Genomic DNA, 24,776 nt, shown 5'->3' with positions numbered 1-24,776 from the left:
TGGGGTGCAAGCCTGCCTTAATTCTCTTCACTTTCGACAACAGACTTAACCACGGCCTTAACGCCTTTTTCAAACTTGGGCCGCGGCAGCATAACCTGGTGATTGCATTTCAGGCATTTTATCCGAAAGTCCATCCCTGTCCGGGTAATTTCCCATTCGTAACCGCCACAGGGGTGGGGTTTTCTCATTTTAACTATATCCCCTACTCTGAATTTGTGCATATCACCACCTCCATTCAACAGGAATCAGTAATTTCCTTCTTTCGCCTTCGGGGCTTCTGTTCGCTTATCCTCACTAATATATACTTGTTTTGGGTAGGGAATTTCGATGCCTTCCTTATCAAAGGCTTCTTTGAACCTTTTCCGCAATTCCCTTTCCACCCGCCATTGTTCCATCGGCTTAGTTTTGGCCACACAGCGGATAATTACTTCCGAAGGTCCAAAAGCTACAACCCCCAATATCTCAGGCCCTTCGACTATTACATCCTGTAGTTCTTCTGCAATTTCGCCGGCTACTCTGCTCATAACATTGATAGCTTTATCAATATCTTCCTCATAGGCAATGCTCATGTCTACCATAGCGCGCATACTGCCACGGCTGTAATTGGTCACGGCATTTAACATGCCGTTGGGGACGATGTGCAGTTCCCCACCCCAGTCCCTGAGCTTGGTAACCCGCAGGCCCATTTCTTCCACAAATCCCGAGTATTGACCTGTAGTAATGTATTCACCCACAGCATACTGGTTTTCCAGCAGGATAAAAAAACCTGTAACAATATCTTTTACCAAACTCTGTGCACCAAAACCCAGCGCCACGCCAATTATTCCGGCACCGGCCAAAAAAGTTTTGATATCTGTGCCCAGGGCCTCGAGTAATATCTGCAGGATACCTATAATTACCAGAAAATAAGCGGCATAGCGAATTACACTTTTCATCAGGGTACGCAGGGTATTGATCCTGCGTTCATCAAAGTAGGGCTTTCGTTTTACCGATCCAAAAAATTTATTTATTACGAAATTACCCACCATCAAACCAATTTTTGCCAGGATAAGAATACCAATGATTTTATATGCAACGGTAAAAATTTCTTTTAGGGTTTCCGCCGTAACAAAAGGAATTTTCTGCGCCCAGCGTTCAAACAGTTTGTCCATAGAAGTCCCCCTAACCGTCATTCTGACCATAAAATATATTTACAACTTTACCACGTTTCTTTCCTTTAGCTTGCAAAGCCTTCAAGGCCAATTCCTGTCCCGGGTGATGCAAATCTCCCGCTATTCGCGATAAAATCTCTTCTCCTTCATTTCCTATGCCAGCCAAAGCTCCTATAGCGCTTGCCACCACGGTCCACTCGTCGTCTTCGGTCGCTGCTGCCAACCGCTCAAGTACCCGTTTATCCTTAAAACGGCTCAGGGCTTTTATTGCGTGGATCCTTACCCTAGCATCGGAATCTTTTACGGCTGCCAACAAGTCTTCCTGCAACCCGGCAGGCTTTAATTCTGCTAAAACTGACGCCGCTGCCCTCCGCACCTCCACCGAGGAGTCTTGCAGACCCTTTTGAAATACCGGTTCCAGCCCGTTGGCATTTATCATACCCAAAATTTGAATAACATAGGCGCGTACCTTTTCATCAACATCCGCTGCTGCTTCCGTCAAAACAGGCACGGCCGGCTCTCCAATAGCCGCCAATACCTCTGCCACCCTGGCCGGCAACCATTTTCCCGGATTGCGAAGAGCTTCAACTAATAAGGAAATGGTTTCTACATCCCTCATTTTCAGCAGCGCTTCCGCGGCCACTATTTTAACTTCCTCGTTTTTATCGGCCATGGCCTCCACCAATAACTGCCCACAACCGGGCGGAGCCAGCTCAACAAGCTTTTCTATGGCCGCAATTTTTTCTTTAGCGTTGCCTTCTTTTAAGAGGTTTATCAAAGTTTCGCTGTCAACGGGAACTTTTTCCTCCGATTTCACTATGGAACCGTATTCATTACCGGAAAACGATTTATTACTTCGCGCCAAAAGAAACAGTACCCCTAACATCAAAACAAAAACAAGGGCACCAATTAAGGGCAAATTCATTTGAATATCAACCTGCCTTTCCCGTTCGCCAAGTAACTTCGACGCTTACCGGGTTTTTCCTGCCGACAAATTAACCTCTTTTTCACCATTGCCGGTACTGCAGAAAAAAGACCAAATGGCTGAACAACTTTCTGCCATTTGGTCTCTTTATCAATACTTTTCATTACCTGCTTGTTCAAAAAAGGCTTTATAAGCTTTGTATCCCATGTAAATGTCGCCTTTATGGGCCACTTCAAAGGGAGAGTGCATACCCAGCAGGGCCACGCCGCAATCCAGGACTTCCATACCGTATCTGGCGATATACTGGGCGATCGTGCCGCCGCCCCCCTGGTCCACTTTGCCCAGTTCGCCCGTTTGCCATATTACTTTATTTTCCTTAAAAATACGTCTCACCTGGTTAATAAAGCCGGGGTTGGCATCGCTGGTGGAATATTTTCCGCCGGAACCCGTATACTTGGTAATAACCACACCATACCCCAACCTGGCTGCATTGTATTTATCCAGGACATTAGGATAGTTGGGATCCATCCCGGCGCTGACGTCTGCCGACAATGCGCGGGAATGGGCCAGAGTCCTGCGACAGTATAGTTCGTTATAATCGCCGGCAACCAGGTACAGCATTTCAGCTACAGCATTTTCAAAAAATCTCGATTTCATCCCGGTATTTCCGGTGCTGCCAATTTCCTCTTTGTCGACAAAAATGGCTACTGAGGTATATATGGGGCTTTGCACATCTAAAATAGCTCTTAAAGAAGCATAGGCACATACCCTGTCGTCTTGTCCGTAACCCCCCACCATACTTCTGTCAAGTCCCACATCCCGGGCCGGTCCGGCAGGGACTAACTCGAGTTCAGCGCTGATAAAGTCTTCTTCCGTAATGCCATAACGCTCGTTTAACAATTTAAGGACAGTTAATTTTACGCGTTCTTTAACTTCTTTATCTTCTACAGGAATACTGCCTACAAGAATATTCAAATCTTCTCCCTTGATAGCTTCCCCCATTTTTTTGCCCATCTGCTCCTTGGCCAGGTGGGGCAGTAGGTCGGAAATGGTAAAAACAGGCTCCTCGGCCTTTTCACCCACCATCAGTTCGGCAACGGTTCCCCTGGCTGTATAAACTACCCCATGCAAAGCCAGCGGAATTGCCGGCCATTGATATTTCTTTATTCCTCCGTAATAATGAGTTTTCATTAAAGCCAGGTTTTGATCCTCATAAAGAGGTTGAGGTTTTAAGTCCAGCCTGGGGGCATCAACGTGGGAACCTACGATATTCAACCCTTCCCAAAGTGGTTCCTTCCCAACCACCACTAAAATGGCGCTTTTATTCTTATAGTTAATAAAAATTTTGTTTCCCGGTTTCAACTTTTTGCCGCCCTTGAACATCTCCTCCAGGCTTACAAATCCTTTGTCCCGGGCCTGTTGGATAATTTCTTTAACCGTTTGTTTTTCTGTTTTTGCATTACTTAAGAAGGTTTTGTAGTCTTCGTTAAACCGCATAACCTCCTCTTTTTCCTTCTTATCAATACTGTCCCACACGAGTTGGGTCTCAGCGCATAATTCTTCTTTCAACTTTTCACCGGGCGATTTGGTTTCTTCTTTCTTATTCATAAACTCGCTCCTCCAATTAGTTGCTTATATTTTGCGAAAGTTGAATATATAATATTTTACTTTATAATCGCCAAATTATAACCTTTTCTAGCTTAGGAAACTTATTACGGTATCCGAAAACGTGGTCATAAAAACAGAACTGTTGATTATTTCAGCCATTCTGCCCAGTAATCCTGTATCCGTACCCTTTATAGCGCCTGCGGCCGCCAGAGGAATCAACATGCCTATCGTTATCATCAGGCCTATTATGCCTGTGAGCAGCCCTAGAACCGCCCCTCCCAAATGGTCCAAGAAAGTAACCGGGGCCGGCGATGTTTTTTTGAACCAACCGGGAATGGTTTTACCAAGGAAACGCGAAACCAAAAAGTAAATGAAAGCAAAACAGATGGCCGTCAGCAAAAACATGGCCATTAGGTACCCCAAGGCATCCCCGAGCGTATGTATATTTTTAGTAGCAGGCATTTCAGCTATCTGCCCAAGGTAATCAATAAAAGCATCCCGGAAAGTTTCCGGCACTGACAAGTTGGCAGCCAGGTCCTGAGCTTTTTCAAAAGGTATGTCGGCAATCCGGGTCTTATTTACCGTGGCTGGCAGGGAGGCATTGTCCAGAAGCCAGGGCATCATTTTTTTCGTTATACCAAAAGAACGGTCTATAACCTTTGCTAAAACTTCGCTAAATAACAGCGCCGATACAAAACCCACAACATAACCCAGGAAGTTAAAAAAGCTGACCAGCATTCCTTTGCGGTATCCTCTAAAAATTGCCAAAAGCAGTCCGGCAGACAATAGTAGGTCCAGTAAGTTCATACCCGCTCCCCCTTTCATATTACTTTCTTAATATTTCCACCTATTACATGCAATTTCCTGTATAAGCGACAACATTTTCTAAAATGAATCCTCCGCTCCGATAGTTCTTAACCAGTCTATTGGAGGGTTGGGTGGGTTCTCCGCTACCACGGAGCTTTATGCTGCAAAACCTTGACAAGAAGGCAGCGTTCCCGAACTCGATGGCTCATGTTGATTTCCTTAAAAGCCAGGCCGCCTCCCGTCCAAGCACTCAACTTGAGCTGAGTGCCGGACTCTCCGGCGGCCTTCGCCATCTTCAAACATGCGGGAACCTCCTGCCTTCTTGTCTGCAGTTTTGCGGACGCAGTCGCTCCTTAACGGTAGCCTGAGAACCCACCCAACCCCCCATGAAAAAGCCGGCGCATTAAAATATAGCCCCGCTCCGGGCAACATTTAACCTCCCCTTGCCCTCAGGTCCGATTCTAATTTTCTACCTGCTGCAATAACCAGTCGGTCCAATCCCTTATTCCTTGCCCGGTACGGGCAGATACAAAAAATATCTTGACATGCGGATTGATAAGGCGTATATCTCTCTCCAGAGTCTCCAAATTAACGTCTGTGAATTCTAACATATCCACCTTATTTATCAGAACTGCCGCAGATTCTTTGAAAATAAGCGGGTATTTGAGGGGTTTATCATCGCCCTCCGTAATGCTTAAAACAGCTATTTTCAGATCTTCTCCCAAGTTAAATTCCACAGGACAGACAAGATTTCCCACGTTTTCAATAATCATGAGGTCCAGTTCGTCCAGGTTAAAAAAGTTTAACGCCTTCTCAACCATTCTGGCATCCAGGTGACAAGCCCCGCCGGTGTTGATCTGTTTTACCGGGATCCCATGCTTTTCAATTCTTTGGGCATCCTTGGCAGTATAAATATCACCTTCTATGACGCCCATCCTGATACGGTCCTTGAGCAATTCTATGGTCCTTTCCAGGAGTGTAGTCTTCCCCGCCCCCGGAGAACCCATGACATTTATTGTAAAAACCCGCTTTGCCTTTAACAGTTCTTTGTTGGCTTTGGCCGTTGCCTCGTTGGCTTCCAGTATTCCCGTATTCACTTTAATCTCCATCAGTTTCTACCTCCAGACTCTTGATTAACAATTCCCTGCCGGCAATTACACGAACATTAAAAGACCGGCACTTGGGACAAACAGACTGGTATATATCAACAGGCCCTTCCCACCCGCACTCATCACACTTTAATGTAAGAGGTACTTCCTGAATTTCCAAAACGGCTCCTTCTACAGGCGAACCTTTCGCAAAGACTTCAAAAGCCAACTGCAGTGCATCGGGAACCGCATTGGTTAAAGCCCCAACAACCAGTATTACTTTAGTGACTTTAGCATTGGGATAAGGCGCAATACTCTTGTTGATCACGTCGAATACACCGGCCATTAATGACATTTCGTGCATAACAACAACTCCTCGTCAAGCTACATTTTACCATGCCCGCAGACAAAGGTCAAAAAGCTTCACCGTTTCATTACGGGTGAAGCTTCTTCATAAAATCGCACTATAGGCAATTTTCCGAAAACGCAAAATACTTTAGTCAGCGGTTTGGCTAAAATGAAACTTCTTCTTGCTCAAGGGAAGCCGGCTGGAAATTCGCGCCTGCCGGCATGCAGCCGGTTATGATCGATTTAAGAACGTGTTTGCCGCCTACAAAGCTTAAATATACATGAATTCCTACGGTAGATACAAAAATCCAGGTAACCAGATAATGTACCTGCCGCATCGTCACAATTCCACCAAGTAAATTTCCCAACCAGGCCAACCCCGAAAAATACAGTATAAAACCTGTCAGCGCCTGAACCCCTAATAAAATAACCCAAGAAGAATAAACCAGTTTTTGTCCGGGGTTATATTTCCCGAAATTCGGGCTTTCTTTGCTCAAAAACAGATAGTATTTTGCCAAAGCCGGAAAGCCTTTTATATCCCCCGGTGTAAACATTATTTCTTTATAGTCTCCGCTGTAAAAGGAATAATACAGTCTTATTATCACACCGTAAATTACCAGGTACATAAATATAAAATGCAGTTTTCGGGCTACGTCCATATTGGGGAAAATATTGAACCTCAGCGGACTATGGATATAAAATCCAGTCAATATGAGCACAGTAATGCAGAGCATATTGAACCAGTGTAAAAACCTGGCGGTTCTGGTATGAACTAGAATCAATGGCTGCAATTACTGCCACCCCCAAAAAAAGTTTAGGCTAACTATTTTCTTATTATGTTATTCATCATTGCTCAACGGATATCCTGCTACTATTGAAGGCAGAATGCCTTTAACGCTAAAGAACTGCATCCCTTTCTACCTGGTTATCTGATTAAAATATCCCGCCTTAATTGCCTTGCCCGTTTTTTTCTCTTAAAAATCGACTTCCTTTTCGTTCTTCTTCCTTTCCTAAATCGCCGGAATTATCACCCCCTCTTTATATTCTCTTCTTTTAAGAAAAGGAGGTTTTTTTCAGGCTTTCAGTCAGGTAACCTAACGGTTCTTCCCCCTGAACCAGACCCTCATAAAATAAGGTTGGCCGCAAATCCCCGTCGAGGTCAGGTATTCCATAGCGCAAAACATGTACTAAAGTACCAATAACCCAATCGGAATGGGGAGGGCACCCTGGGATGTTTATAACTGTTTGGCCCGCCAGTACTTTGCTAACTCCCTGGCAGCCTGTTGGATTTGGCTCAATCGCCGGAACCCCACCAAAAGCCGCACAGGTTCCCAAAGCTAAAACCGCTTTGGCTGAAGCGCTCAACTTTTTGACCAGGTTGAGTAGCGAAATTGGCCGGCCGTCAGCATCTTCACCCACAATGCAGTACAAGCCATCTGCCCCTGTAGGGATAGCCCCTTCTATAATAAGATAAAACTGGCCTTTATAATCCCTGGCAATGGTAAGCACTTTCTCTACAAAATCATTTTTATTGGCCACAGGCTGTTGCAGAAAAGCCAGGCTTTTAATTTTTATTAAGGCATTTCTTAGCTTGGGATGAACATTATCCAACAGTGATATGGAACATCCCCCGCACGATGCCCCCTGCAGCCAGATAACCGGGGGACATCCCATTGCCACTTCTTCCAGGGTACGTACAATTTCGGGTATATATATTTGTGAAATCCCGCCTTCACCCAATGAACCAAGACATAACTGGCTGAAATCCTTTTTGCTCAGATAAGTCATTTTAGCCCTCCTTTAAACCGCGCCATCAGTAAAATGCAATATTTGTGCCAATTATCCGGTTTCCTGTTTAATTAAACAAAAAAAGGCCCACCTCAAAGGTTTCTAGGGTTAAGCCTTTTTCCAGCAATATGCAAAATAAAGTCAGGACGACGAAAATGTAAATAATGTTTATTTTTTATACACCAATAGCCTTGTCAAACATCCTTTTCCTTTATATTAACATGTAATTAGTCCGGTTAAAATAGTTTGTATATTTTTTATACATGTATATTATTTATACATTAACGTTCTTTTTTCTTAATAATTTTACCGTGATTTTACTCAAAAGCCCGCAAAACTCTTACTATTTCTATGGGGTACTGCAGGTTCGCCACTGTCAATCCGATCAACGCCTGTTCCACGGGACCACTGGCGCCCAATTTATCTTTGGGTGAATAATTGAAAACGAACGGATCAATTATCAGGTACTCCTTAATCAGCCCTTTTTCTAAAATGATTTTGTGCAATACCGGCCCGGCCGGAGATTCGACCGCGGCAACCCCTGTTCCGTCCTTGGGAACAATCAAAGGAGAGCCGGCTAAAGCTTTCTCCGGTTTAAGGTAATTTATCCAGTTTTTTATTGCATCCAAAAGGTCAATGCATTCGCCAGCCTTAATGAGCTCCCTACCCAAGACACTGTTCATTCTTTCATTCGGTTGCATCATAATGGACCTGCCATTTGCTATCGCCCTGGCCAGGGAACCAACTTCCACCACATTGCCCCGGTACCTGCCGGCTTTTAGCCAGGAATAAGCAGCAGCTTTATCGCCATTTTTATCTGTATCACCATGTGGATCCCAGCTAAAAGTGTCGTCCAGCTCAATATCCTCCGGTTGTACGGCATCCAATGAGCTGCCGCGCCAATACCACCCTTCCTCTTGGCCAGACTTGAGAAGTTTCTGGGGAAAAGAATGCACTGCCAGGTACCTGTTCTGGCCAACAGGAGTGGTAGCCCATTCCGGGTAATACTGCATAAGAATCTTAACGTCATTTATGTAAGTATTACTGACAAACCCTTTTATTTCTTCCAAATAAGCGAGTAATTTCAGTATTTTGCGCGTATCAAGGGTCTCGCTCAGTCCGCCGGGTACAACAGTAACCTGGTGCGGAACCCTGCCGGCAAGCAGGGCCATCATCTCCTGAAGCCGGGTCCGGAAATGTATTGCCTGCCAGTAATGTTCAATTAATACCTTGCTTTGCTGCACAGGGATACGGGCTGGACCGGGTAGCATATCTTCATCCTTTGGTCCCGGAATATAAGCGAAAAGAATCCCCTGGTAAAAATGATACAGATGGTAGTAAATAAATTCGCACCCTTGCAAAATATTTCTTGCCAGCATGCCATTAAAGGTTTTTTCCATGCCACTAATTGATTCCAGAGCTTTCGCAGCTGCCAGCCCATGCGCTACTGATAAGTGGCTGTTTATTCTTAAAGCCACCTGCAAGGCATCAAAAGGATGCCTGCCTACCAGCATTTTTTCAAAATTCCAGTACCCCCTTATGCCGACCCTCGCCGACCTTATACGAGCGCCCTCATATTCCAGTTCCACGGATAAAGGTTGGTTGCCGGTACTTATCGGATTAACGGTAAACCTATTCATCGGGCTCACCGCCCTTTTTTCGCCATCCGGCCAACCGTCCTGTCAAGGCATTACCCGCTAAATGAGCTGTAAGCCCGACCCCGGTAGCTATCCCTAATGTCAGTCCTATTGTATCGGCAGTTGAGTTTATGCCCGGCAGGTCAATCCGGGGCATCCTGGTATAAAAAGGCATTGTCAGATTGGGAAAGATGGGTTCCGTGCACCCAATGCACGGAGAACCGGACTGTACACACCAGCTCTTTCCGTTATTCCACAAGCGAACTGAACAGTCTCCGTGCGTCAAAGGACCTTTGCACCCCAGTTCGAGCAAGCATCCCTCCTCACCGAAAGACGTGGCAAAAATGCTGTTATCAAAATATTGGCGGCGAGGGCAGTTGTTATGGATTAAACCTCGGTAGAAGACCTGTGGCCGACCATAATCGTCCAGATCTGGCATGCCATATAGGATCAGGTGTGCCAGTGTCCCGACCACCCAGTCGGGATGAGGCGGGCAACCGGGAATATTGATAACTTTATTTTGGGTAAATATTTTATCCAGCCCGGTATTATCCAGGGGATTAGGCTTAACCGACAACAGCCCGCCGTAGCAGGCGCAGGAGCCCAAAGCTACCACACTTTGGGCCATATCACCCAGTTTTTTTATAAATTCAGTTAGGGCAACGGGCAAACCATTCTCGTCATCGCCCACAACAAAATATTGCCCCTTTTCTGCTTTCGGTATCGCACCTTCCACAACTAGAATAAACCTACCCTGATTCTCCCGGGCAAAGGCATATTGTTTAACAATTGATTTTAAACCCTGCAGTTCTGTCAAACCAGGATGAAAATGCAGATTTATCAGCTTTTTCAGTAATTCACGGGCTTCCGGTTCAACAGTATTCAGCATCGAAGAACTGCACCCTGCACAGCCGGCGCCCTGGACCCATACTACCGATTGCCTGGACTTTTGAAAAGCTTCCGCCGCGATAGCAAATAGCGTGCTACTGCCACCTACAGCTATAGCGCCGGCTGCACACAATTTTAAAAATTCCCGCCGGGTGAGCCGCCTCATCCCCATCCCTCCAAATAGTGAAATCCGGTTAAAGCAGGCCAAACTGTTTTAGTTTCTGGTATAAGGTAGCCCTGGGTATGCCCAACAACTCAGCCGCATTTACCCTATTGTTATTGGTAAGTTTCAGTGCATTTTCGATCATACTTTTTTCAAGTTCCTGAACTGCCTGTTTTAGAGGTTTAATTTTAACTTCTTCACCGGGCCGGGAATTGACTCTTACCTGCGCCGGTAAATGTTCTAATTTTATAATGTTGCCGTCTGCAATAATCATAGCCCTTTCTAATACATTCTCGAGCTCCCGCACATTTCCCGGCCAATCGTATGCCACAAGGGCTTCCATAGCCTCATCGGAAATAATTTTGGGAGAAACCCGTTTTTCTATCGACATCTTTTCCATAAAATGCCCGATTAAAAGCGGAATATCCTCTTTGCGTTCCCTGAGGGCCGGAACATAAATGGTTAAAACATTAAGCCGGTAATAAAGATCAATTCTAAACTTACCTTTTTGTACAAGCTGTTTCAACGGTTTATTGGTTGCAGCCAAAATCCTGACATCCATTTCTACGGTATTTGTACCGCCTATTCTCTCGAACTGGCGCTCTTGCAACACACGCAGCAATTTGGCCTGCATATTAAGGGGCATATCGCCTATTTCATCAAGTAAAATCGTTCCCCCATGAGCCAGGTCAAATTTACCCGGTTTGCCACCCTTTCTGGCCCCGGTAAAGGCCCCTTCTTCGTAGCCAAACAATTCTGATTCCAGTAAAAGTTCCGGTAAAGCAGCGCAGTTTATTCCGATAAATGGCTTGTCCCGGCGGGAACTTAAGTTATGAATGGCCTGTGCAATTACCTCTTTCCCCACACCGCTTTCCCCGATTACCAACACGGTAGAGTTAGTAGCCGCCGCCCTTTCAACCAACTGTTTCACTTTTTTCATGGCTAAGCTCTCACCGATAATTGCATCAAGTAAATCCTCGCGGCGCTGCATATTCAGGCGGTTTCGGTAATACTCAATCTCTCCGCGCGATTTATGCAACAGGTAGGGGAAGCACATGTCAATCTCCGCCAGTCCCTGGTAAGCAGCTATAGCCTGTTCCCGACAGGTATCATAACCGCAGGATCCACAGTTCAACTCGTCTTCAGGCCTTATTTTATACGTTAATTTTAGAATTTCTTTAATTTCTTCCTCACTTGGTACTGGATAATCAACATGCCTGTCCACAAAGCAGGTTTTTAAATCCAGCCCGGCGGCGGATATTTTTGCCTGTTCACCAAACCTTCGCGCATAAGCGCCCACCAGGTTGCGCCTGGTAATGAGATCAACATCTGAATCGATTTCCGGTCCATCTATACATCCGTTACAAAACAGGATATCTACAAATCGGGGCATAATTGCACCGGTACTTAAGTTTTTAATTATTTCAAAACAATTTTCCCTTCCTTCTATATTAAAGAACTCCTGATTAGAAAGGTCGAGTTTATAGCCAAGGTTGGCAAGCAACCCCCCAGGTAAGGGGAAAAGCTTGGCCTTGCCGTTGTGCAGAATGTTGGGATTTGATTTAATCTTTTTAAGATCGATGCCTTTTTCGTGAAACATTTTTTTCAGTTCTTTAAAAGTCAGAACCGCATCAATAACACCCCGGCCCCTTAACCGGGCTTCTTCTTTTTTGGCCACACAGGGCCCAATAAATACTACTCTGGCTTTTTTTCGATGCTTTTTAATGTATTTGCCGCAGGCAATCATGGCCGTATCTATGGGCGCCAAATATTTAATCAAATCAGGATAGTGTTTTTCTATCAAACCGACAACGGCCGGGCAGAAAGAACTTATGACCGGAAATTCCGCTTTTTCAATCAGCTTTTTATACTCCGGTATGGTCAGTTGGACCCCCAGGGAAACTTCCTCAACATCGTGAAAGCCCAATTCATAAAGCCCGCTCAATACGTTATCCGCGTGAAATTCCGGAAAGGCTGCCGGAAAAGAAGGCGCAACAATAGCAATAACTTCCTTTTCAACAGCCAAAAAGTATTCTGCTTTACTGATATCGGAAGCAACTTTCTTTGCTTTTTGGGCACAGACCCGCACGCAAGATCCGCAGGCAATGCACCTTTCTTCTATAATTTTGGCCTGTCCCCTGTCAACTTTGATCGCCTTAACCGGGCAGTTGCGGACACAGGCGTAACACCTTTGACACTTCTCACTTATTGTCGTAACAACCGACATATTTTTTCACCTCTACCTGCGTATATTGGCGCCAACAATCTGCAACCGTATATATGAAACAGGTGATATAATGTTTAATTTTTCGACAATATTCGCATAATTCCTTTTCTACATGCTTATATTAATTTCACCACAGCGTGTATAAATCTCCTTTAGCCTACATATAAATATTTGGAGCATTAACAACTTCAGGAGGTTGTAATGTCTTTGCTGAAACCTTTTTTTAACAGTAACAACCGGGCTTTATCCTGCCGGATCCATATGGAAGACCCCGAAGGCAGCAAAAAAATCAGTGATTATTTAAATTCCTGTTTTGCTGAAATCCCTGGTTTTAGTGAGAGACCAAAAGTAGTGGTTTGCATAGGCTCTGACCGCTCCACAGGCGATAGCCTGGGACCTCTGGTGGGCACTAATTTATTAAGAAAAAAAGACCACCCTTTCCAGGTAATGGGTTCCCTGGAAAGTCCGGTACACGCCAGCAACCTCGCTGAATACCTCAAAATTTTGGAAACAATGAATAACCCCGTTATTATGGCCGTTGATGCCTGTCTTGGTAATCTGGACAGTGTCGGGTTCATCAATATAGGCCAAGGCTCTTTAAAACCCGGCGCCGGTGTAAATAAATGCCTGCCTGCAGTGGGCGATTTACATATTACCGGTATTGTAAACGTTGGCGGCTTCATGGAATATTTTGTTCTACAAAATACCCGTCTTAACACCGTTATGAAAATGGCTGAACTTATTAGCGAAGGCCTGGTGATGAGCTGCAGAAATACGCTTGCATGATTTCCCTGCTGTTGGAACAAACTAAAGACAGCGATTTAAAGGGGGAATGATTATGCAGTTGTCTTCCGGCGAACGTTCCATACTGGCTTATTTTCCCAGCAGTTCCACAGCGAAAGAAGCTATGGCTGCTTTAAAAAAAGAGGGAATCAGTGAAATACAATTGGACAGAGTCAGCCGCTTTGGAGTTAGCCTGGACCGCGAATTTAATAACCCTATAGCCGGACAGGCGGATACTATAACAGGTCTTACACTTTATTCCAGCGACACAGACCAGTACACAAATAACGATGCCCGTGTTCTTATGGCTACCGACCCTTCTGTCAGCGGAATTGGCGCCGATGATTATGGAGTGGCAGGCGGCAAAGCTTTTTTACTGACCGTAGTTACAGACGAACATAATCTGGATAAGGCCGTGGCCATTTTAAAAGAAATGGGAGCTTATTTTTAACCGGTATCGGCTGATCGGAGGGAAAACTGTATGAATAAGAAGACCATTGATAAAACAAAAAACCGGTTGACTTCCAAAATAAAAAATGCTCAGGAAGTCCCGATCTTTTCTCAACAACAAATCAATACGTTTAATTCAAAATACGTGGATAGTTTAGATGAAGTGCTGGCTGTGTTAGATGAAACCAATGTTACTCCGGACTTGAAAAATATGGAGTAAGCTGTTTACAGTGGATTAACTACTTGCTGTTTAAAGCGGCCTCTCTTAAAGCCCGCATAACTTCATAGTCTGTGACCTGGTCAAAAACCATATAATATTGCCCCACAGCATAAAAATCATCAGGAGTAAGAGGACAAACCATTTCATCCAATTCATTGGCCAAAGAGAGTAAAGTATCTTTAGGAGCTACAGGAACAGCAAGAATAAGTTTCCCTGGGTTCCGGCCATTGATTGATTTTATGGCGGCCCGGACAGTATAACCGCTAGCTATGCCATCATCAACTAAGATAACAGTTTTATTAGACAATTCAGGGAAGGGCCTCTGGCCCCGATACCGCTCCATACGCCGGGAAATTTCCTCCCGCACCAGGCCTGCCTCTTCCACCAATTCCTGTTCGGAAATGCCCAGCATGGAAATCAGTCGTTCTTCGCAGATCATAGTCCCATCCTGGGTAATGGCACCAATAGCTACTTCCGGGTTAAAAGGAGCGCCAATTTTCCTTGGTATGATTATGTCCAGGGGGGCATGAAGAGCTTCAGCCACTTCCGCAGCTACAATCACTCCTCCCCGGGGAATACCCAGTATAATACAATCCTCGTTTTTATAATCTTTCAGTAATTCGGCCAACTGTTTGCCAGCCTCCTGCCGATCCCGGTACCTCAATTACTTATTCCCCCATCCCGCTGAATTTACTGTTTAATATGCCCGCAACTTCATGCGGCGAATATCCCTGGGCATTAATCAGCAATACTCCTGATGGGCTGTTTATCCCCATGGTTGTCCCGTCTCCAAAATAGTCTACGGAGTCAAAGCCGGTCAAATCATTGGAAACTCCGGAGTAAACAATAGCATCTACGGGCTCTTCATTTTCCTCAAGACTAACCACGTCATAACCGGAATCCTGCAAAACCCGTTCCGTTTCATAAAGGCCTTTCTGGACTGCAACTTTAAGCGACATATCCCCCAACCTCCTTATTTAGTCAGCAATTTTATTATGTTCACGGAGGGTAGAGGAATATTCCAAAATTCGCTTGACAATTAAATTTAAACAAAAAACCACTCTGGTTATTTTCGCTGTAAAGCTATTCTTATAGCTTCCAGCTCTTCGTCGGAAAGTTGATATGTAGAATTGCCGTTTTTTACCGGCTTGGCATAAGTTCTCTGGTCATCCCGGCCAAAAATACTGCTTAATACCACTCCGTCTCCAAATTTATCAAGCAGGGCAACAGCGAAACTCAAATCGCTTCCCGTGTCGGCAAAGGCGTTAAAACGGACTACGCCAACCTTTTGGATGGACTTCTCAGTTATGCTTTTCAGCTCCCTGCAAATAGCAGCAATTCCGTTCATCTCTCTTACAACTTCAGCCACCCGTTCCATATGGGCATGGAGAATATCTTCCAGATTCCTATTATCCATGCCCCTGACAAGCTTTTTATACCTTTTGTTTAAATTTATGTACCGGCCCAATAAGATAAAAAACAGTACTAAATTTAACGTCCCTAATACAATACTAAAAATTAACAAAAAAGGTCCGTTCATTTCAACAACTTGTATCAAAGTCTCCATAATTTCACCTCTACTGCGATGGGTTACAGGAAATATAAATTCAACAATCCAATATAAAATCCTCTTGGCACAGAAAATTTCTGTGACTTTGCCTGACCCCCTTAAGTTGACAAAGAAAAAGTCCCCATATTACAATGAAATCAAATCCTCAAGGGGGGTAAATAATGGCTACAAACAACAAACTTTCCGAATTAAAAAATATTGTCGCTGCATTTGATTCCGCGGTTATCGCTTTCTCAGGAGGATGTGACAGTACCTTGCTAGCCAAAGTGGCCCATGATGTTTTGGGTTCTAAGGCATTGGCCGTAACCGCCGTATCTCCAACATATACGCAGGCTGAAATCGAAGAGGCAAAAAAGCTGGCTGATTCTTTGGGACTTAACCATATGATTATATATACCAATGAGTTGGAAAACCCTGATTTCGTATCCAACCCACCGGAAAGATGCTATTATTGTAAAAAAGAACTGATGTCCCAGCTCCGTGAATTGGCCCGCAGCAAAAACATTGAAATAATCCTGGACGGCGCTAACGCCGATGACCGCCATGATTTCCGCCCGGGGCAAAAAGCCTCCAAGGAATTAGGTGTTCGTAGTCCCCTGCAGGAAGTCGGTTTAACTAAAGCAGAAATACGGTCTTTATCCAGGGAATTAAACCTTCCCACATGGAATAAACCGTCACTGGCCTGCTTGGCTTCACGCATACCTTACGGCACAAAAATAACCAGGGAAAACCTGGACAGAGTTGGTAAAAGCGAAGAATTTTTATTGTCTCAGGGGTTTGTGCCTGTCCGGGTACGGGACTATGGGCCTACTGCGCGGATAGAAATTTTACCTGACCAATTTACCAGTATGATTTCTAAAAAAGATGTTGTCCTCCGTAAACTTAAGGAATTGGGTTATATATACATAACTTTGGACCTGACCGGGTTTCGAAGCGGCAGTATGAATGAAGTTATCAGTAAGGAGCATAAGCTATGGACAGACAATATCTAAAAGATCTGCTGCAAAAAGTCAGAAACGGAACAGTCAGTATTGAGGAGGCTTTAGATTCACTAAAGGTATTGAAATACGAAGATTTAGGCTTTGCCAAGGTTGACCACCATCGTAATTTACGCAATGGGTTTCCCGAGGTAATTTTTGCGCAGGGAAAAACACCGGAACAGGTAGTTGCTATTTTTGCCAAACTGGCCGAAAAAAACAAAAACGTATTGGCCACCCGGGCTTCGCAGGAAATGTATGAGGCTGTAAAACAAATCTGTCCTCAAGCCGTTTACCACCCCGCAGCCCGCTGTATTACCCTGCGGCAAAAAGAGCTTCCCAAACGGCCTGGTTCCATACTGGTCATTAGCGCCGGAACAGCCGACCTGCCTGTAGCAGAAGAAGCGGCTGTTACAGGCGAAATAATGGGAAATACAGTGCTGCGGCTTTACGACGTAGGAGTAGCCGGTATTCACCGTCTGCTGGATAATCATCAACTGCTTTCCCAGGCTTCCGTAATAATTGTGGTCGCCGGCATGGAAGGTGCATTGGCCAGCGTAGTGGGTGGGCTGGTTGATAAACCGGTTTTGGCTGTACCCACCAGCGTGGGCTACGGCGCAAGTTTTGGCGGTATTGCCGCCCTTTTGGGCATGCTGAATTCCTGCGCTGCAGGAATAGCCGTTTTTAATATTGACAATGGTTTTGGCGCTGCCGCCATGGCTTCAAGTATATTACGCTTAAAGGAGTCTTCGGCATGAAAACGCTTTTTCTCGACTGCTTCGCCGGTATAAGCGGCGATATGTTTGTCGGTGCGCTTTTGGATTTAGGCGTTGATTTTAAAAGCCTTCAGGAGCAGTTACAAACTGTCCCTGTTAACAACTACCAAATTGCGGCTGAAAAAGTAATCAAGAACGGCATTACCGGCACCAAGTTTTCAGTGTTTACCATAGTTGCCGAAAAACAGCACCGGCATCTGTACCACATACATGATATCATAGATAATAGCGGCCTTAGCGCTTCTGTGAAAAGACAGGCCAAAAAAATCTTTTCTCACCTGGCCGAAGCGGAAGCCAAAATTCATGGCATAACACCTGATAAGGTACATTTTCACGAAGTCGGAGCCGTAGATTCCATAATTGATATTTTATCTGTCCTTATCTGCCTTGAGCATCTGGCTGTTGAAGAAATCATCTGTTCTCCTCTACCGATGGGAAAAGGCTTTGTGCAATGTGCCCACGGTATTATTCCCCTGCCTGCTCCGGCTACACTGGAACTGTTACATGGTTACCCGGTCACAGAAACGGATATTGAAGGGGAAACGGTTACCCCAACGGGAGCTGTACTTGCAGTAAACTTAGCTAAAAGATTCGGCCCCTTCCCCGCTATGAGTGTTGAAGGCGTTGGATATGGAGCAGGAACAAGGAACGGAGAAATTCCCAACCTGCTGCGGGTTGTGTTAGGCCAGACCCAATCGGCGGCTCCCTTTCAGCAGGATAAAGTGTCAGTCATTACAGCAACTATCGACGACATGAATCCGGAATTTTACGACTATGTTATGAACAGGCTTTTTACCGCCGGAGCCCTTGACGTGACACTTACTCCGTTGCAGATGAAAAAAAACAGGCCCGGCCAACAGCTAACCGTACTTTGCCCGCCTGATAGATTAAATCATCTCGCCAATATCATCCTGCGGGAAACTACTTCCCTTGGCGTAAGGGTGAGAGAAGAGACACGGTTTAAACTGAAGCGGGAATTAAAGGCGGTGGAAACTCCTTTTGGCCCGGTAATGGTTAAACTTGGAAAGTGCCCCGCTACCCAAAAAGTATGGAATATCGCTCCAGAATGGGAAGATTGCCGGCTTTTGGCCGTAAAACACGGGGTTCCGGCCAAAACCGTTTATGACCAGGCCAAATCGGTTGCCATGTCCCTTTACTTAGGTAATGACAAAACCGTTACCACGGAGTACACAGAGGACACGGAGAATTAATTATCAAAGTAAGGTTTATGAGTTATCCAGTAATGAAGTTTCAATCAGCTCTTAATAAATTTCTCAACCAGCTTCCTCTGTGCTCTCTGGGCCCTCTGTGGTGATTTTTGCCACAGAGCATAACCAGCTATGTTCTACCGACTACCGGTGAAATCAAACTTCTTCAGCAATCTGTTTGATACCTGCCACGGCTGCTTCAATATCTTTCTCCGTATTAAAATATGAAACACTCAACCGGACCGTTCCCTGTTCCAGGGTTCCCATTGTCCGGTGCGCCCTGGGGGCGCAGTGCAACCCACTCCGGCAGGCAATGTCAAAGACTTTGTCCAGCATAAAGGCAACTTCAGACGAACCGAGCTTTTCTATGTTAAAAGAGAGAACGGGGGCCTGCTTGTTTACATCGGCTGGACCGTAAAGGATCACACCATCTATTTTTTTTAGCCCGTCAATGAGCATCTGCATCAGGTGATTTTCATGTCTTCTAATGACATCGAGCCCTTTATCCATGATAAACCTTATACCCGCGCCCAGTCCGGCCAACCCCGGTGTATTGAGTGTGCCGCTCTCTAACCGGTCGGGCATAATGTCCGGATGCCAGGGAGATTCGGAGTTGCTGCCTGTACCGCCTTCTTTTAACGTCGTTAAATCAACCCCCTCGCGAACATATAACCCACCGGTACCCTGTGGACCATAAAGCCCTTTATGTCCCGGAAAAGCAAGCAGGTCAATATTCATTTTCTCAACATCAATATCGTAAACCCCTGCCGTCTGGGCTGCATCTACCATAAAGGTAATGCCTTTTTCTTTTGCTATTTTCCCCACTTCGGCAACCGGCATCAGTGTTCCCGTTACATTACTGGCATGCGTCATCACTATACATTTTGTATTGGGCTTTAAAGCTTCCGTAAGCTTACCGACATCCAGGAAACCTTCCCTAGAACAGGTAACCTCAGTGTATTCTATACCTTTTTTTTCCAGAACTTTCAACGGCCGGACCACCGAATTGTGTTCCATGGATGTGGTTACTACATGGTCTCCGGGCTGCAGCAACCCTTTTAAGGCAATATTTATTGCCTCTGTTGCGTTGGAGGTAAAGGCTACCCGCAACGGGTCTTTAATATTAAAAAGCTGCGCAACCAGTTCTCTTGTTTCGTAAACAATCCTGCCGGCAGCCAGGGACATTTTATGCCCGCCCCGGCCGGGATTAGCGCCGGTATGGCGAAGGCAATCGGTTACCGCCTGGATTACCTGTTCGGGTTTTGGCCAACTTGAAGCTGCGTTATCCAAATATATCAATTTATTCTTCTCCCTTCCACACCTGCAAAGCTTCCGGGAACGGTTCCAAAGCCTGTTCCAAAAATCCAAAATGCATAGCAAGCAATACGCCATAATTTACGGTTGGTATGCCTAAATTTTTCAGCATATTCAACCTGTATAACATTTCTTTTCTGTTCAACATACAGGCCCCGCAATGTATCACCAGTTTGAATTGCTCCAGGTTATCCGGAAAACCGTAACCGCTCGACCACTCATAGTTTATTTCCCCACCAACAATTTTGTTCACAATGCGGGGTATTTTTATACGTCCTATATCATCAGGCTGCCTGTGATGAGTACATCCTTCGGAAATCAACACCCGATCCCCAGGTTTTAGCCCTTTTATGGCCTTCGCTCCCGCCACGAGAAAGGGCAAATCCCCTTTATACCGGGCATACAAAACAGAAAACCCTGTCAACAAAATATCCGGTGGCACCAGTGGGCCCACTACACCAAAGGCCTGTGAATCGGTAATGACGATTTTAGGTTTCACCTTGGCCAGAACTTCTGCCAGGTTGTTTTCTTTAACCACTACCGCATGACCATCCCTGTCCAAAACGTCCCTGATTGTCTGGACCTGAGGTAAAATGAGCCGTCCTTTCGGAGCGCCCGTGTCTACCGGGACTACCAGCACAGCCATTTCATGAGGACCCAGAATACCATCCAGAATACCAAACGAATCATCGTTTAATAGTTTACTCATTTTCCCCAAAGTTTCTTTTAATTCGTGGATACCTTGCCCCGTTTTTGAACTTACCGGGGTCCACGGTATCCCTTTTCTCGAAAAAAGATTGTCTTCAGGAACCCCAAACTTATCTATTTTTGTTAAAACCCCAATGATTGGGATTTTCTTTTCCATTATTTTATGTAACAAATCTTCGTCAGACTGGTTACTGGAACCGGCATCGACCACAACTAAGGCCAGGTCCGCTTTTCGCAAAACTTCCAGGGTTTTTCCTTTGCGTAACTCCCCCAGGTCTCCGGTATCATCCAATCCTGCTGTATCTATTAAAACTACCGGTCCCAGGGGCAGCAGTTCCATGGATTTATATACCGGATCCGTTGTGGTCCCAGGATAATCGGAAACCACAGCCAGGTTCTGTCCTGTAAGGGCATTGATGAGACTGGACTTTCCTGCATTACGATTGCCAAAAATAGCTATATGTATACGGTCAGCTCTGGGAGTACCCTGCATTTTAAACCTCCTTTAAATAACGGGGCTTTTCCCTCCCCAATTCCTGTATCATACTCAAGGCCCATTCCAAATTAACATCAACTTTGTTACTATAGATACAATAATCCTTTTTATACTCCATGGGGGTCGATACTAACATTATAGTATTTGCTCCCACTGTTAGTCCAGTTTTCTGGGCTTCTTTGTTCAATGTCGCCAGTGCAGTAGTAGAAGGTATAAAAGAATTTCTGCAAACAAGCCTGGCCACGGCCATTGCTTTTAAGGTATCCAAAATATCACCGGCCGGCGCGTCTGCCAGGGGAGTCCCCTGCGCAGGAACAAAAGGCCCAATACCAATCATGTGCACTTCCATTTTTTTAAACCAAAGGATATCCCGGGCAATATCCAATGCATTCTGACCGGGCAATCCGATTATATTCCCTGATCCCACTATATACCCTAATTCCTTTAACCACAGGGTGTGCTGCATCCGCTCCTGCAGGTCGTCATCAGGATGGAGTTTTTTGAACAAATCTTCATTGGTGGTTTCAATTTTCAACAAATAGTTGTTAGCCCCTGCTTTGCGGAAGGCCGCGTATTCCCGCCATGGCCTTTCGCCCAGGCTCAGCGTTATACGCATACCTGTTTTATTTTTAATTTCTTTTATTAATCTAACTAGTGAATCCTGATCATATCGATAGTCTTCACCTGACTGCAGTATTACTGTCCTTATGCCCAGTGCAGCCAGGCGACAGGTTTGGTCCACTATTTCAGGCAAGGTCATCCGGTACCTTTTTAAAGCCCAATTGTGTTTGCGCAGACCGCAATAAAAACAGTTCTTTTGACAAAAATTAGAGAATTCTATGGCGGCTCTTATTTCTACCGTATCTCCAATTACTGCTCTTCTTAAGTTATCTGCTGCAGAAAAAAGCCCTGTCAAATCTTCCTTATCCTCAAGTTTAAGCAGGTATTCCAAGTCTTTTTCTTCATATATCAGTTCATTGACAATTTTTCGCAAAACTTTGGTCAGAAATACTTTTTGCCTGAGATTGCCCAAAAGGCGCTCTATTCCTATGTTATCATCCTTGATTAGTTTATCTGTGAGTACATGATTTTTTCGCAGGATTTCCAGGGCCTGTTTTAAATAAATACTTTCTAACTTCAATGCAGTGCTGCATACAGTACCTGCTGAAGGGGGGACCGGTACCTGGATAACAGGTATACCGTGCCCGGTCAGTAATTTGTGACTTCTGAGCATATGTGATGTTGACGGGCATAAAATCAGATAAAATTCTCTTGCCATTTTGCACACCCAGCCTGCTGTTATCTAAAAATACAAATCCCGTTCTCCCCGGTTCATTCTTTCAAATCGGCTTTTTAATTCATTGACGAGGGCTTCGTTTTTTAAAAGACACAGTTCTTTACCAATTAGGTTTTCCCCTAGTTTTTTTGTTTCCTGACTTGCATAATCCAGCAAATTCTCCTTAAAGGTAAGCAATGCATTAGGGAGGCACAACTCCTTAATATCGCCCACTTTAGCCAAAGACATAAACGCTTCACCTGTGCGGTGTCTTCTGTAACATGCTGTACAAAAACTAGGTATGTACCCGTCTTTACATAATGATGCTACAACTTCGTCGAGGCTTCGCGTATCATGAACTTCAAATTGTACATTATTGTCTCCACTGCTGCTGTATCCGCCTGGAGAAGTCGATGACCCGGCGCTGATTTGCGACACCCCAAGGCCCAATAATTCATTTCGCAGTTGTTGACTTTCCCTGGTAGAAAGTATAATACCCGTATATGGTAAAGCCAGGCGCAGAACAGCCACTATAATTTTCAGTTCCTCATCGTCTACCATCCATGGCGTGGTCTGTATTTCAGCGCCAGGCGCTCTCTTTAGTCGCGGCACTGATACTGTATGTGGTCCAACGCCAAATTTTCTTTCCAGGTACTCGGCGTGCTGGCAGAGAGCTAAAACTTCAAATTTATAATTGTAGAGCCCAAACAGCACGCCCATGCCTATATCATCTATACCCGCCTCCATAGCGCGGTCAAAGGCGGATATTCGCCATTGGTAGTCAGATTTTTTTCCGGAAGGGTGATAATATTTATACGAAGGTTGATGATAAGTTTCCTGGAACAATTGATAAGTGCCAATCCCTGCTTCTTTAACCATCCTGAATTCATCCACTGTCAAAGGAGCTACGTTTATGTTGACGCGTCTGATATCAGTGAGGGCATAAATGTCTCCTATCAGGTCCGCAAGATACTCTACTCCGCTTCCGGACGCTTCGCCGGTAACTAATAGCAGTCTCTTGTGGCCTTGTTTTTCCAGTAATTTTACTTCTTCCAGCGCTTCTTCCTTATTTAATTTCCGGCGCTTAATAATTTTATTGTCTTTTCTAAAACCACAGTAAAGGCAGTTATTCCCGCAGTAGTTGGATAAATATAGAGGTGCAAATAACACTATCCGGGTACCGTAAATTTGTTGCTTAACTTTCCCCGCTGTATTAAACAAGAGATGCTTTGTTTCTTCATCCGGAGGAGATAATAGAACAGCCGTTTCTTCTATAAGCAGCCCTTTGCCTTCTGCAGCTTTGCTCAGAACATCAGCATAGTGTTTTTTATCAGGTTTCCTGTGCTCCAAATACATGGCAATTTGTTCTTCACTGATATAATCAGTCATATTATTCACCACTTCAGTCAAAAAATTGTTAACAGCATGTTTCACGTGAAACATTTGTGACGTCCGTTGTGAACCTCCTCTGGGACAAGCCCGGAGGCTTCTCCGCGAAGGTTTCTCAAGTCATCGGAATGCTGCCTGCTAAAGTGCAGGTCTCACGCTTTCCTCGTGAGCTACATCCCGGCATTTATCCGAGAGGCCCGGTCCATGGGCGTCTACTACTTCGCCAAAAGGATACGTAGATACGTTTAAGCGGTTTTTTTGGCATTAATACCATTGGCCACATGTAATCCACCACTGCGGGCAGCTTACGGCCACTGGTGAATCCGCCGGTTACGCACTTATCCAGAATGCCGCTGGCTCCCTGCACGTCCCGGTGGATGTCGGTGAACCCGGAGGAAAAACTGCCACACCGGTATACGCGCCCGGTTTGTTTGGTGTATTCCCCGCATACCGGGCAGGTACCAGAGGTACTGCGTTCATCCACCGGTATCAGCTCAACGCCGTAACGTTAGAGCTTATATGCCAGCAGGTCACGCAAACTGCCGAAAGCCCACTGGCCAATGCGCTGGTTGTGGCGTCTGCCGCAGTCCCTTTACAGGTGCCCAGCGCCTACTATTTGCCCATAATGTGAACCGCAGATGGTAGAGAGTGAACTAAGGACACTAGGAACGCGGAACGGTCAGTACATCTACCCTTTAACACCGCAGGAGCAATGAAACAATAAGTTGTTCACTTTTTCCTTCACCATTACCAAAAAACCGACCGGGAGCCACGCCATTTTTTAAACCACTGAATACGCAAAGGACATGGAGAATTATTTAAAAAGAACAGGTTGTATCATCTCTGGTAATTAATTTTAAGTTGAAAATTAATTGTAAAAGTAAAGTTTATGTGTTCTCTGGTCGGAGTTTTAATTAATCGCGTGTAATTTTCTTCTTTTTTTTTTTTTTTTTTTTTTTTTTTTTTTTTTTTTTCTGTG

At 45.0% G+C, this 24,776-nt stretch carries 28 protein-coding genes; 7 read left to right on the top strand and 21 right to left on the bottom strand.

The annotated features are described in order from the left end of the window. Positions 1–17: 17 nt before the first annotated feature. The 13 genes from ACSNJE_RS00600 to ACSNJE_RS00540 form a co-directional block, all read right to left on the bottom strand. On the bottom strand, positions 18–221 hold the full coding sequence (locus ACSNJE_RS00600) for a DUF951 domain-containing protein (protein ID WP_013121798.1): 204 nt from the start codon (positions 219–221) through the stop codon (positions 18–20). Positions 222–245: 24 nt separating this feature from the next. Then, positions 246–1,151, bottom strand: a complete 906-nt coding sequence (locus ACSNJE_RS00595; protein ID WP_495251719.1) for a mechanosensitive ion channel family protein — start codon at positions 1,149–1,151, stop codon at positions 246–248. A 10-nt stretch (positions 1,152–1,161) separates the two neighbouring features. Further along, the gene (locus tag ACSNJE_RS00590; protein ID WP_495251718.1) at positions 1,162–2,076 is read right to left on the bottom strand and encodes a HEAT repeat domain-containing protein; all 915 of its coding nucleotides are present in this window, start codon (positions 2,074–2,076) and stop codon (positions 1,162–1,164) included. A gap of 150 nt (positions 2,077–2,226) precedes the next feature. Then, a complete protein-coding gene (locus ACSNJE_RS00585; RefSeq protein ID WP_013121801.1) occupies positions 2,227–3,684 on the bottom strand; it encodes an aminopeptidase in 1,458 nt (485 codons plus the stop codon). Positions 3,685–3,771: 87 nt separating this feature from the next. Beyond that, positions 3,772–4,491 carry a CvpA family protein gene (locus ACSNJE_RS00580; RefSeq protein WP_013121802.1) on the bottom strand — a complete coding sequence of 240 codons (720 nt, stop codon included), beginning with the start codon at positions 4,489–4,491 and terminating at the stop codon, positions 3,772–3,774. A 143-nt stretch (positions 4,492–4,634) separates the two neighbouring features. Beyond that, positions 4,635–4,790 carry a hypothetical protein gene (locus ACSNJE_RS00575; RefSeq protein ID WP_495251717.1) on the bottom strand — a complete coding sequence of 52 codons (156 nt, stop codon included), beginning with the start codon at positions 4,788–4,790 and terminating at the stop codon, positions 4,635–4,637. Between the two features lie 162 nt (positions 4,791–4,952). Further along, the gene (gene hypB, locus ACSNJE_RS00570) at positions 4,953–5,600 is read right to left on the bottom strand and encodes a hydrogenase nickel incorporation protein HypB (RefSeq protein WP_495251716.1); all 648 of its coding nucleotides are present in this window, start codon (positions 5,598–5,600) and stop codon (positions 4,953–4,955) included. Further along, positions 5,590–5,943 (bottom strand): hydrogenase maturation nickel metallochaperone HypA, encoded by a 354-nt coding sequence (hypA, locus tag ACSNJE_RS00565; protein WP_474660583.1) that lies wholly within the window; start codon positions 5,941–5,943, stop codon positions 5,590–5,592. Before hypA ends, hypB begins: the two co-directional genes overlap by 11 nt. Before the next feature lie 148 nt (positions 5,944–6,091). Further along, positions 6,092–6,718 (bottom strand): Ni/Fe-hydrogenase, b-type cytochrome subunit, encoded by a 627-nt coding sequence (gene cybH, locus ACSNJE_RS00560; RefSeq protein WP_495251715.1) that lies wholly within the window; start codon positions 6,716–6,718, stop codon positions 6,092–6,094. A 262-nt stretch (positions 6,719–6,980) separates the two neighbouring features. Then, a complete protein-coding gene (locus ACSNJE_RS00555) occupies positions 6,981–7,715 on the bottom strand; it encodes an NADH-quinone oxidoreductase subunit B family protein (protein ID WP_495251714.1) in 735 nt (244 codons plus the stop codon). Between the two features lie 317 nt (positions 7,716–8,032). Continuing rightward, positions 8,033–9,355: a nickel-dependent hydrogenase large subunit gene (locus ACSNJE_RS00550; RefSeq protein WP_495251713.1), complete on the bottom strand. Its 1,323-nt coding sequence runs from the start codon at positions 9,353–9,355 to the stop codon at positions 8,033–8,035. Continuing rightward, positions 9,348–10,406, bottom strand: a complete 1,059-nt coding sequence (locus ACSNJE_RS00545) for a hydrogenase small subunit (RefSeq protein WP_495251712.1) — start codon at positions 10,404–10,406, stop codon at positions 9,348–9,350. Before ACSNJE_RS00545 ends, ACSNJE_RS00550 begins: the two co-directional genes overlap by 8 nt. 28 nt (positions 10,407–10,434) lie before the next feature. Beyond that, positions 10,435–12,630, bottom strand: coding sequence for a sigma 54-interacting transcriptional regulator (locus ACSNJE_RS00540; protein ID WP_495251711.1), 2,196 nt, complete (start codon positions 12,628–12,630; stop codon positions 10,435–10,437). 201 nt (positions 12,631–12,831) lie between these two features. Between ACSNJE_RS00540 and yyaC the strand changes: the two genes are divergently transcribed. From yyaC to ACSNJE_RS00525, 3 genes are read left to right on the top strand one after another with little or no spacing between them, the layout of a single operon-like run. Continuing rightward, positions 12,832–13,416 carry a spore protease YyaC gene (gene yyaC / locus ACSNJE_RS00535; RefSeq protein ID WP_461570258.1) on the top strand — a complete coding sequence of 195 codons (585 nt, stop codon included), beginning with the start codon at positions 12,832–12,834 and terminating at the stop codon, positions 13,414–13,416. A gap of 52 nt (positions 13,417–13,468) precedes the next feature. Continuing rightward, positions 13,469–13,864: a hypothetical protein gene (locus ACSNJE_RS00530; RefSeq protein ID WP_052217693.1), complete on the top strand. Its 396-nt coding sequence runs from the start codon at positions 13,469–13,471 to the stop codon at positions 13,862–13,864. Positions 13,865–13,894: 30 nt separating this feature from the next. Continuing rightward, positions 13,895–14,083 (top strand): hypothetical protein, encoded by a 189-nt coding sequence (locus tag ACSNJE_RS00525; protein ID WP_052217691.1) that lies wholly within the window; start codon positions 13,895–13,897, stop codon positions 14,081–14,083. Positions 14,084–14,102: 19 nt separating this feature from the next. On the opposite strand, the gene ACSNJE_RS00520 is transcribed toward ACSNJE_RS00525, so the two are convergent. The 3 genes from ACSNJE_RS00520 to ACSNJE_RS00510 form a co-directional block, all read right to left on the bottom strand. After that, positions 14,103–14,747 (bottom strand): phosphoribosyltransferase, encoded by a 645-nt coding sequence (locus tag ACSNJE_RS00520; RefSeq protein WP_495251710.1) that lies wholly within the window; start codon positions 14,745–14,747, stop codon positions 14,103–14,105. 4 nt (positions 14,748–14,751) lie between these two features. Further along, positions 14,752–15,042 carry a YkuS family protein gene (locus ACSNJE_RS00515; RefSeq protein ID WP_013121814.1) on the bottom strand — a complete coding sequence of 97 codons (291 nt, stop codon included), beginning with the start codon at positions 15,040–15,042 and terminating at the stop codon, positions 14,752–14,754. Positions 15,043–15,149: 107 nt separating this feature from the next. Next, positions 15,150–15,650: a DUF4446 family protein gene (locus ACSNJE_RS00510; protein ID WP_495251709.1), complete on the bottom strand. Its 501-nt coding sequence runs from the start codon at positions 15,648–15,650 to the stop codon at positions 15,150–15,152. A 164-nt stretch (positions 15,651–15,814) separates the two neighbouring features. On the opposite strand from ACSNJE_RS00510, the gene larE reads away from it, so the two are divergent. Genes larE through larC form a run of 3 tightly spaced genes read left to right on the top strand, consistent with a single transcriptional unit; the run spans position 15,815 to position 18,617 of the window. Next, the gene (gene larE, locus ACSNJE_RS00505; protein ID WP_495251708.1) at positions 15,815–16,645 is read left to right on the top strand and encodes an ATP-dependent sacrificial sulfur transferase LarE; all 831 of its coding nucleotides are present in this window, start codon (positions 15,815–15,817) and stop codon (positions 16,643–16,645) included. Next, positions 16,627–17,388 (top strand): nickel pincer cofactor biosynthesis protein LarB, encoded by a 762-nt coding sequence (gene larB / locus ACSNJE_RS00500; RefSeq protein ID WP_495251707.1) that lies wholly within the window; start codon positions 16,627–16,629, stop codon positions 17,386–17,388. The genes larE and larB overlap by 19 nt, the downstream gene beginning before the upstream one ends. Next, positions 17,385–18,617 (top strand): nickel pincer cofactor biosynthesis protein LarC, encoded by a 1,233-nt coding sequence (gene larC / locus ACSNJE_RS00495; RefSeq protein WP_495251706.1) that lies wholly within the window; start codon positions 17,385–17,387, stop codon positions 18,615–18,617. Before larB ends, larC begins: the two co-directional genes overlap by 4 nt. A gap of 153 nt (positions 18,618–18,770) precedes the next feature. On the opposite strand, the gene ACSNJE_RS00490 is transcribed toward larC, so the two are convergent. The 5 genes from ACSNJE_RS00490 to ACSNJE_RS00470 all read right to left on the bottom strand — a co-directional run bounded on the left by ACSNJE_RS00490 (position 18,771) and on the right by ACSNJE_RS00470 (position 24,281). After that, a complete protein-coding gene (locus ACSNJE_RS00490) occupies positions 18,771–19,913 on the bottom strand; it encodes an aminotransferase class V-fold PLP-dependent enzyme (RefSeq protein ID WP_013121819.1) in 1,143 nt (380 codons plus the stop codon). Between the two features lies 1 nt (position 19,914). Then, positions 19,915–21,129, bottom strand: coding sequence for a [FeFe] hydrogenase H-cluster maturation GTPase HydF (gene hydF / locus ACSNJE_RS00485; RefSeq protein WP_495251705.1), 1,215 nt, complete (start codon positions 21,127–21,129; stop codon positions 19,915–19,917). Between the two features lies 1 nt (position 21,130). Next, a complete protein-coding gene (gene hydE / locus ACSNJE_RS00480) occupies positions 21,131–22,411 on the bottom strand; it encodes a [FeFe] hydrogenase H-cluster radical SAM maturase HydE (RefSeq protein ID WP_495251704.1) in 1,281 nt (426 codons plus the stop codon). 24 nt (positions 22,412–22,435) lie between these two features. Then, a complete protein-coding gene (gene hydG, locus ACSNJE_RS00475) occupies positions 22,436–23,851 on the bottom strand; it encodes a [FeFe] hydrogenase H-cluster radical SAM maturase HydG (RefSeq protein WP_083436841.1) in 1,416 nt (471 codons plus the stop codon). A 130-nt stretch (positions 23,852–23,981) separates the two neighbouring features. Continuing rightward, positions 23,982–24,281 (bottom strand): zinc ribbon domain-containing protein, encoded by a 300-nt coding sequence (locus ACSNJE_RS00470; RefSeq protein ID WP_495251703.1) that lies wholly within the window; start codon positions 24,279–24,281, stop codon positions 23,982–23,984. Here ACSNJE_RS00470 and ACSNJE_RS00465 point away from each other — a divergent pair. Then, on the top strand, positions 24,171–24,428 hold the full coding sequence (locus tag ACSNJE_RS00465) for a hypothetical protein (RefSeq protein WP_495251848.1): 258 nt from the start codon (positions 24,171–24,173) through the stop codon (positions 24,426–24,428). The two genes, ACSNJE_RS00470 and ACSNJE_RS00465, sit on opposite strands and share 111 nt — an antisense overlap. The last annotated feature ends 348 nt before the right edge of the window (positions 24,429–24,776 follow it).

The sequence above is a fragment of the Thermincola sp. GK-1 genome, from assembly GCF_059412445.1.
This window is presented reverse-complemented; position numbering and strand designations above follow the sequence as displayed.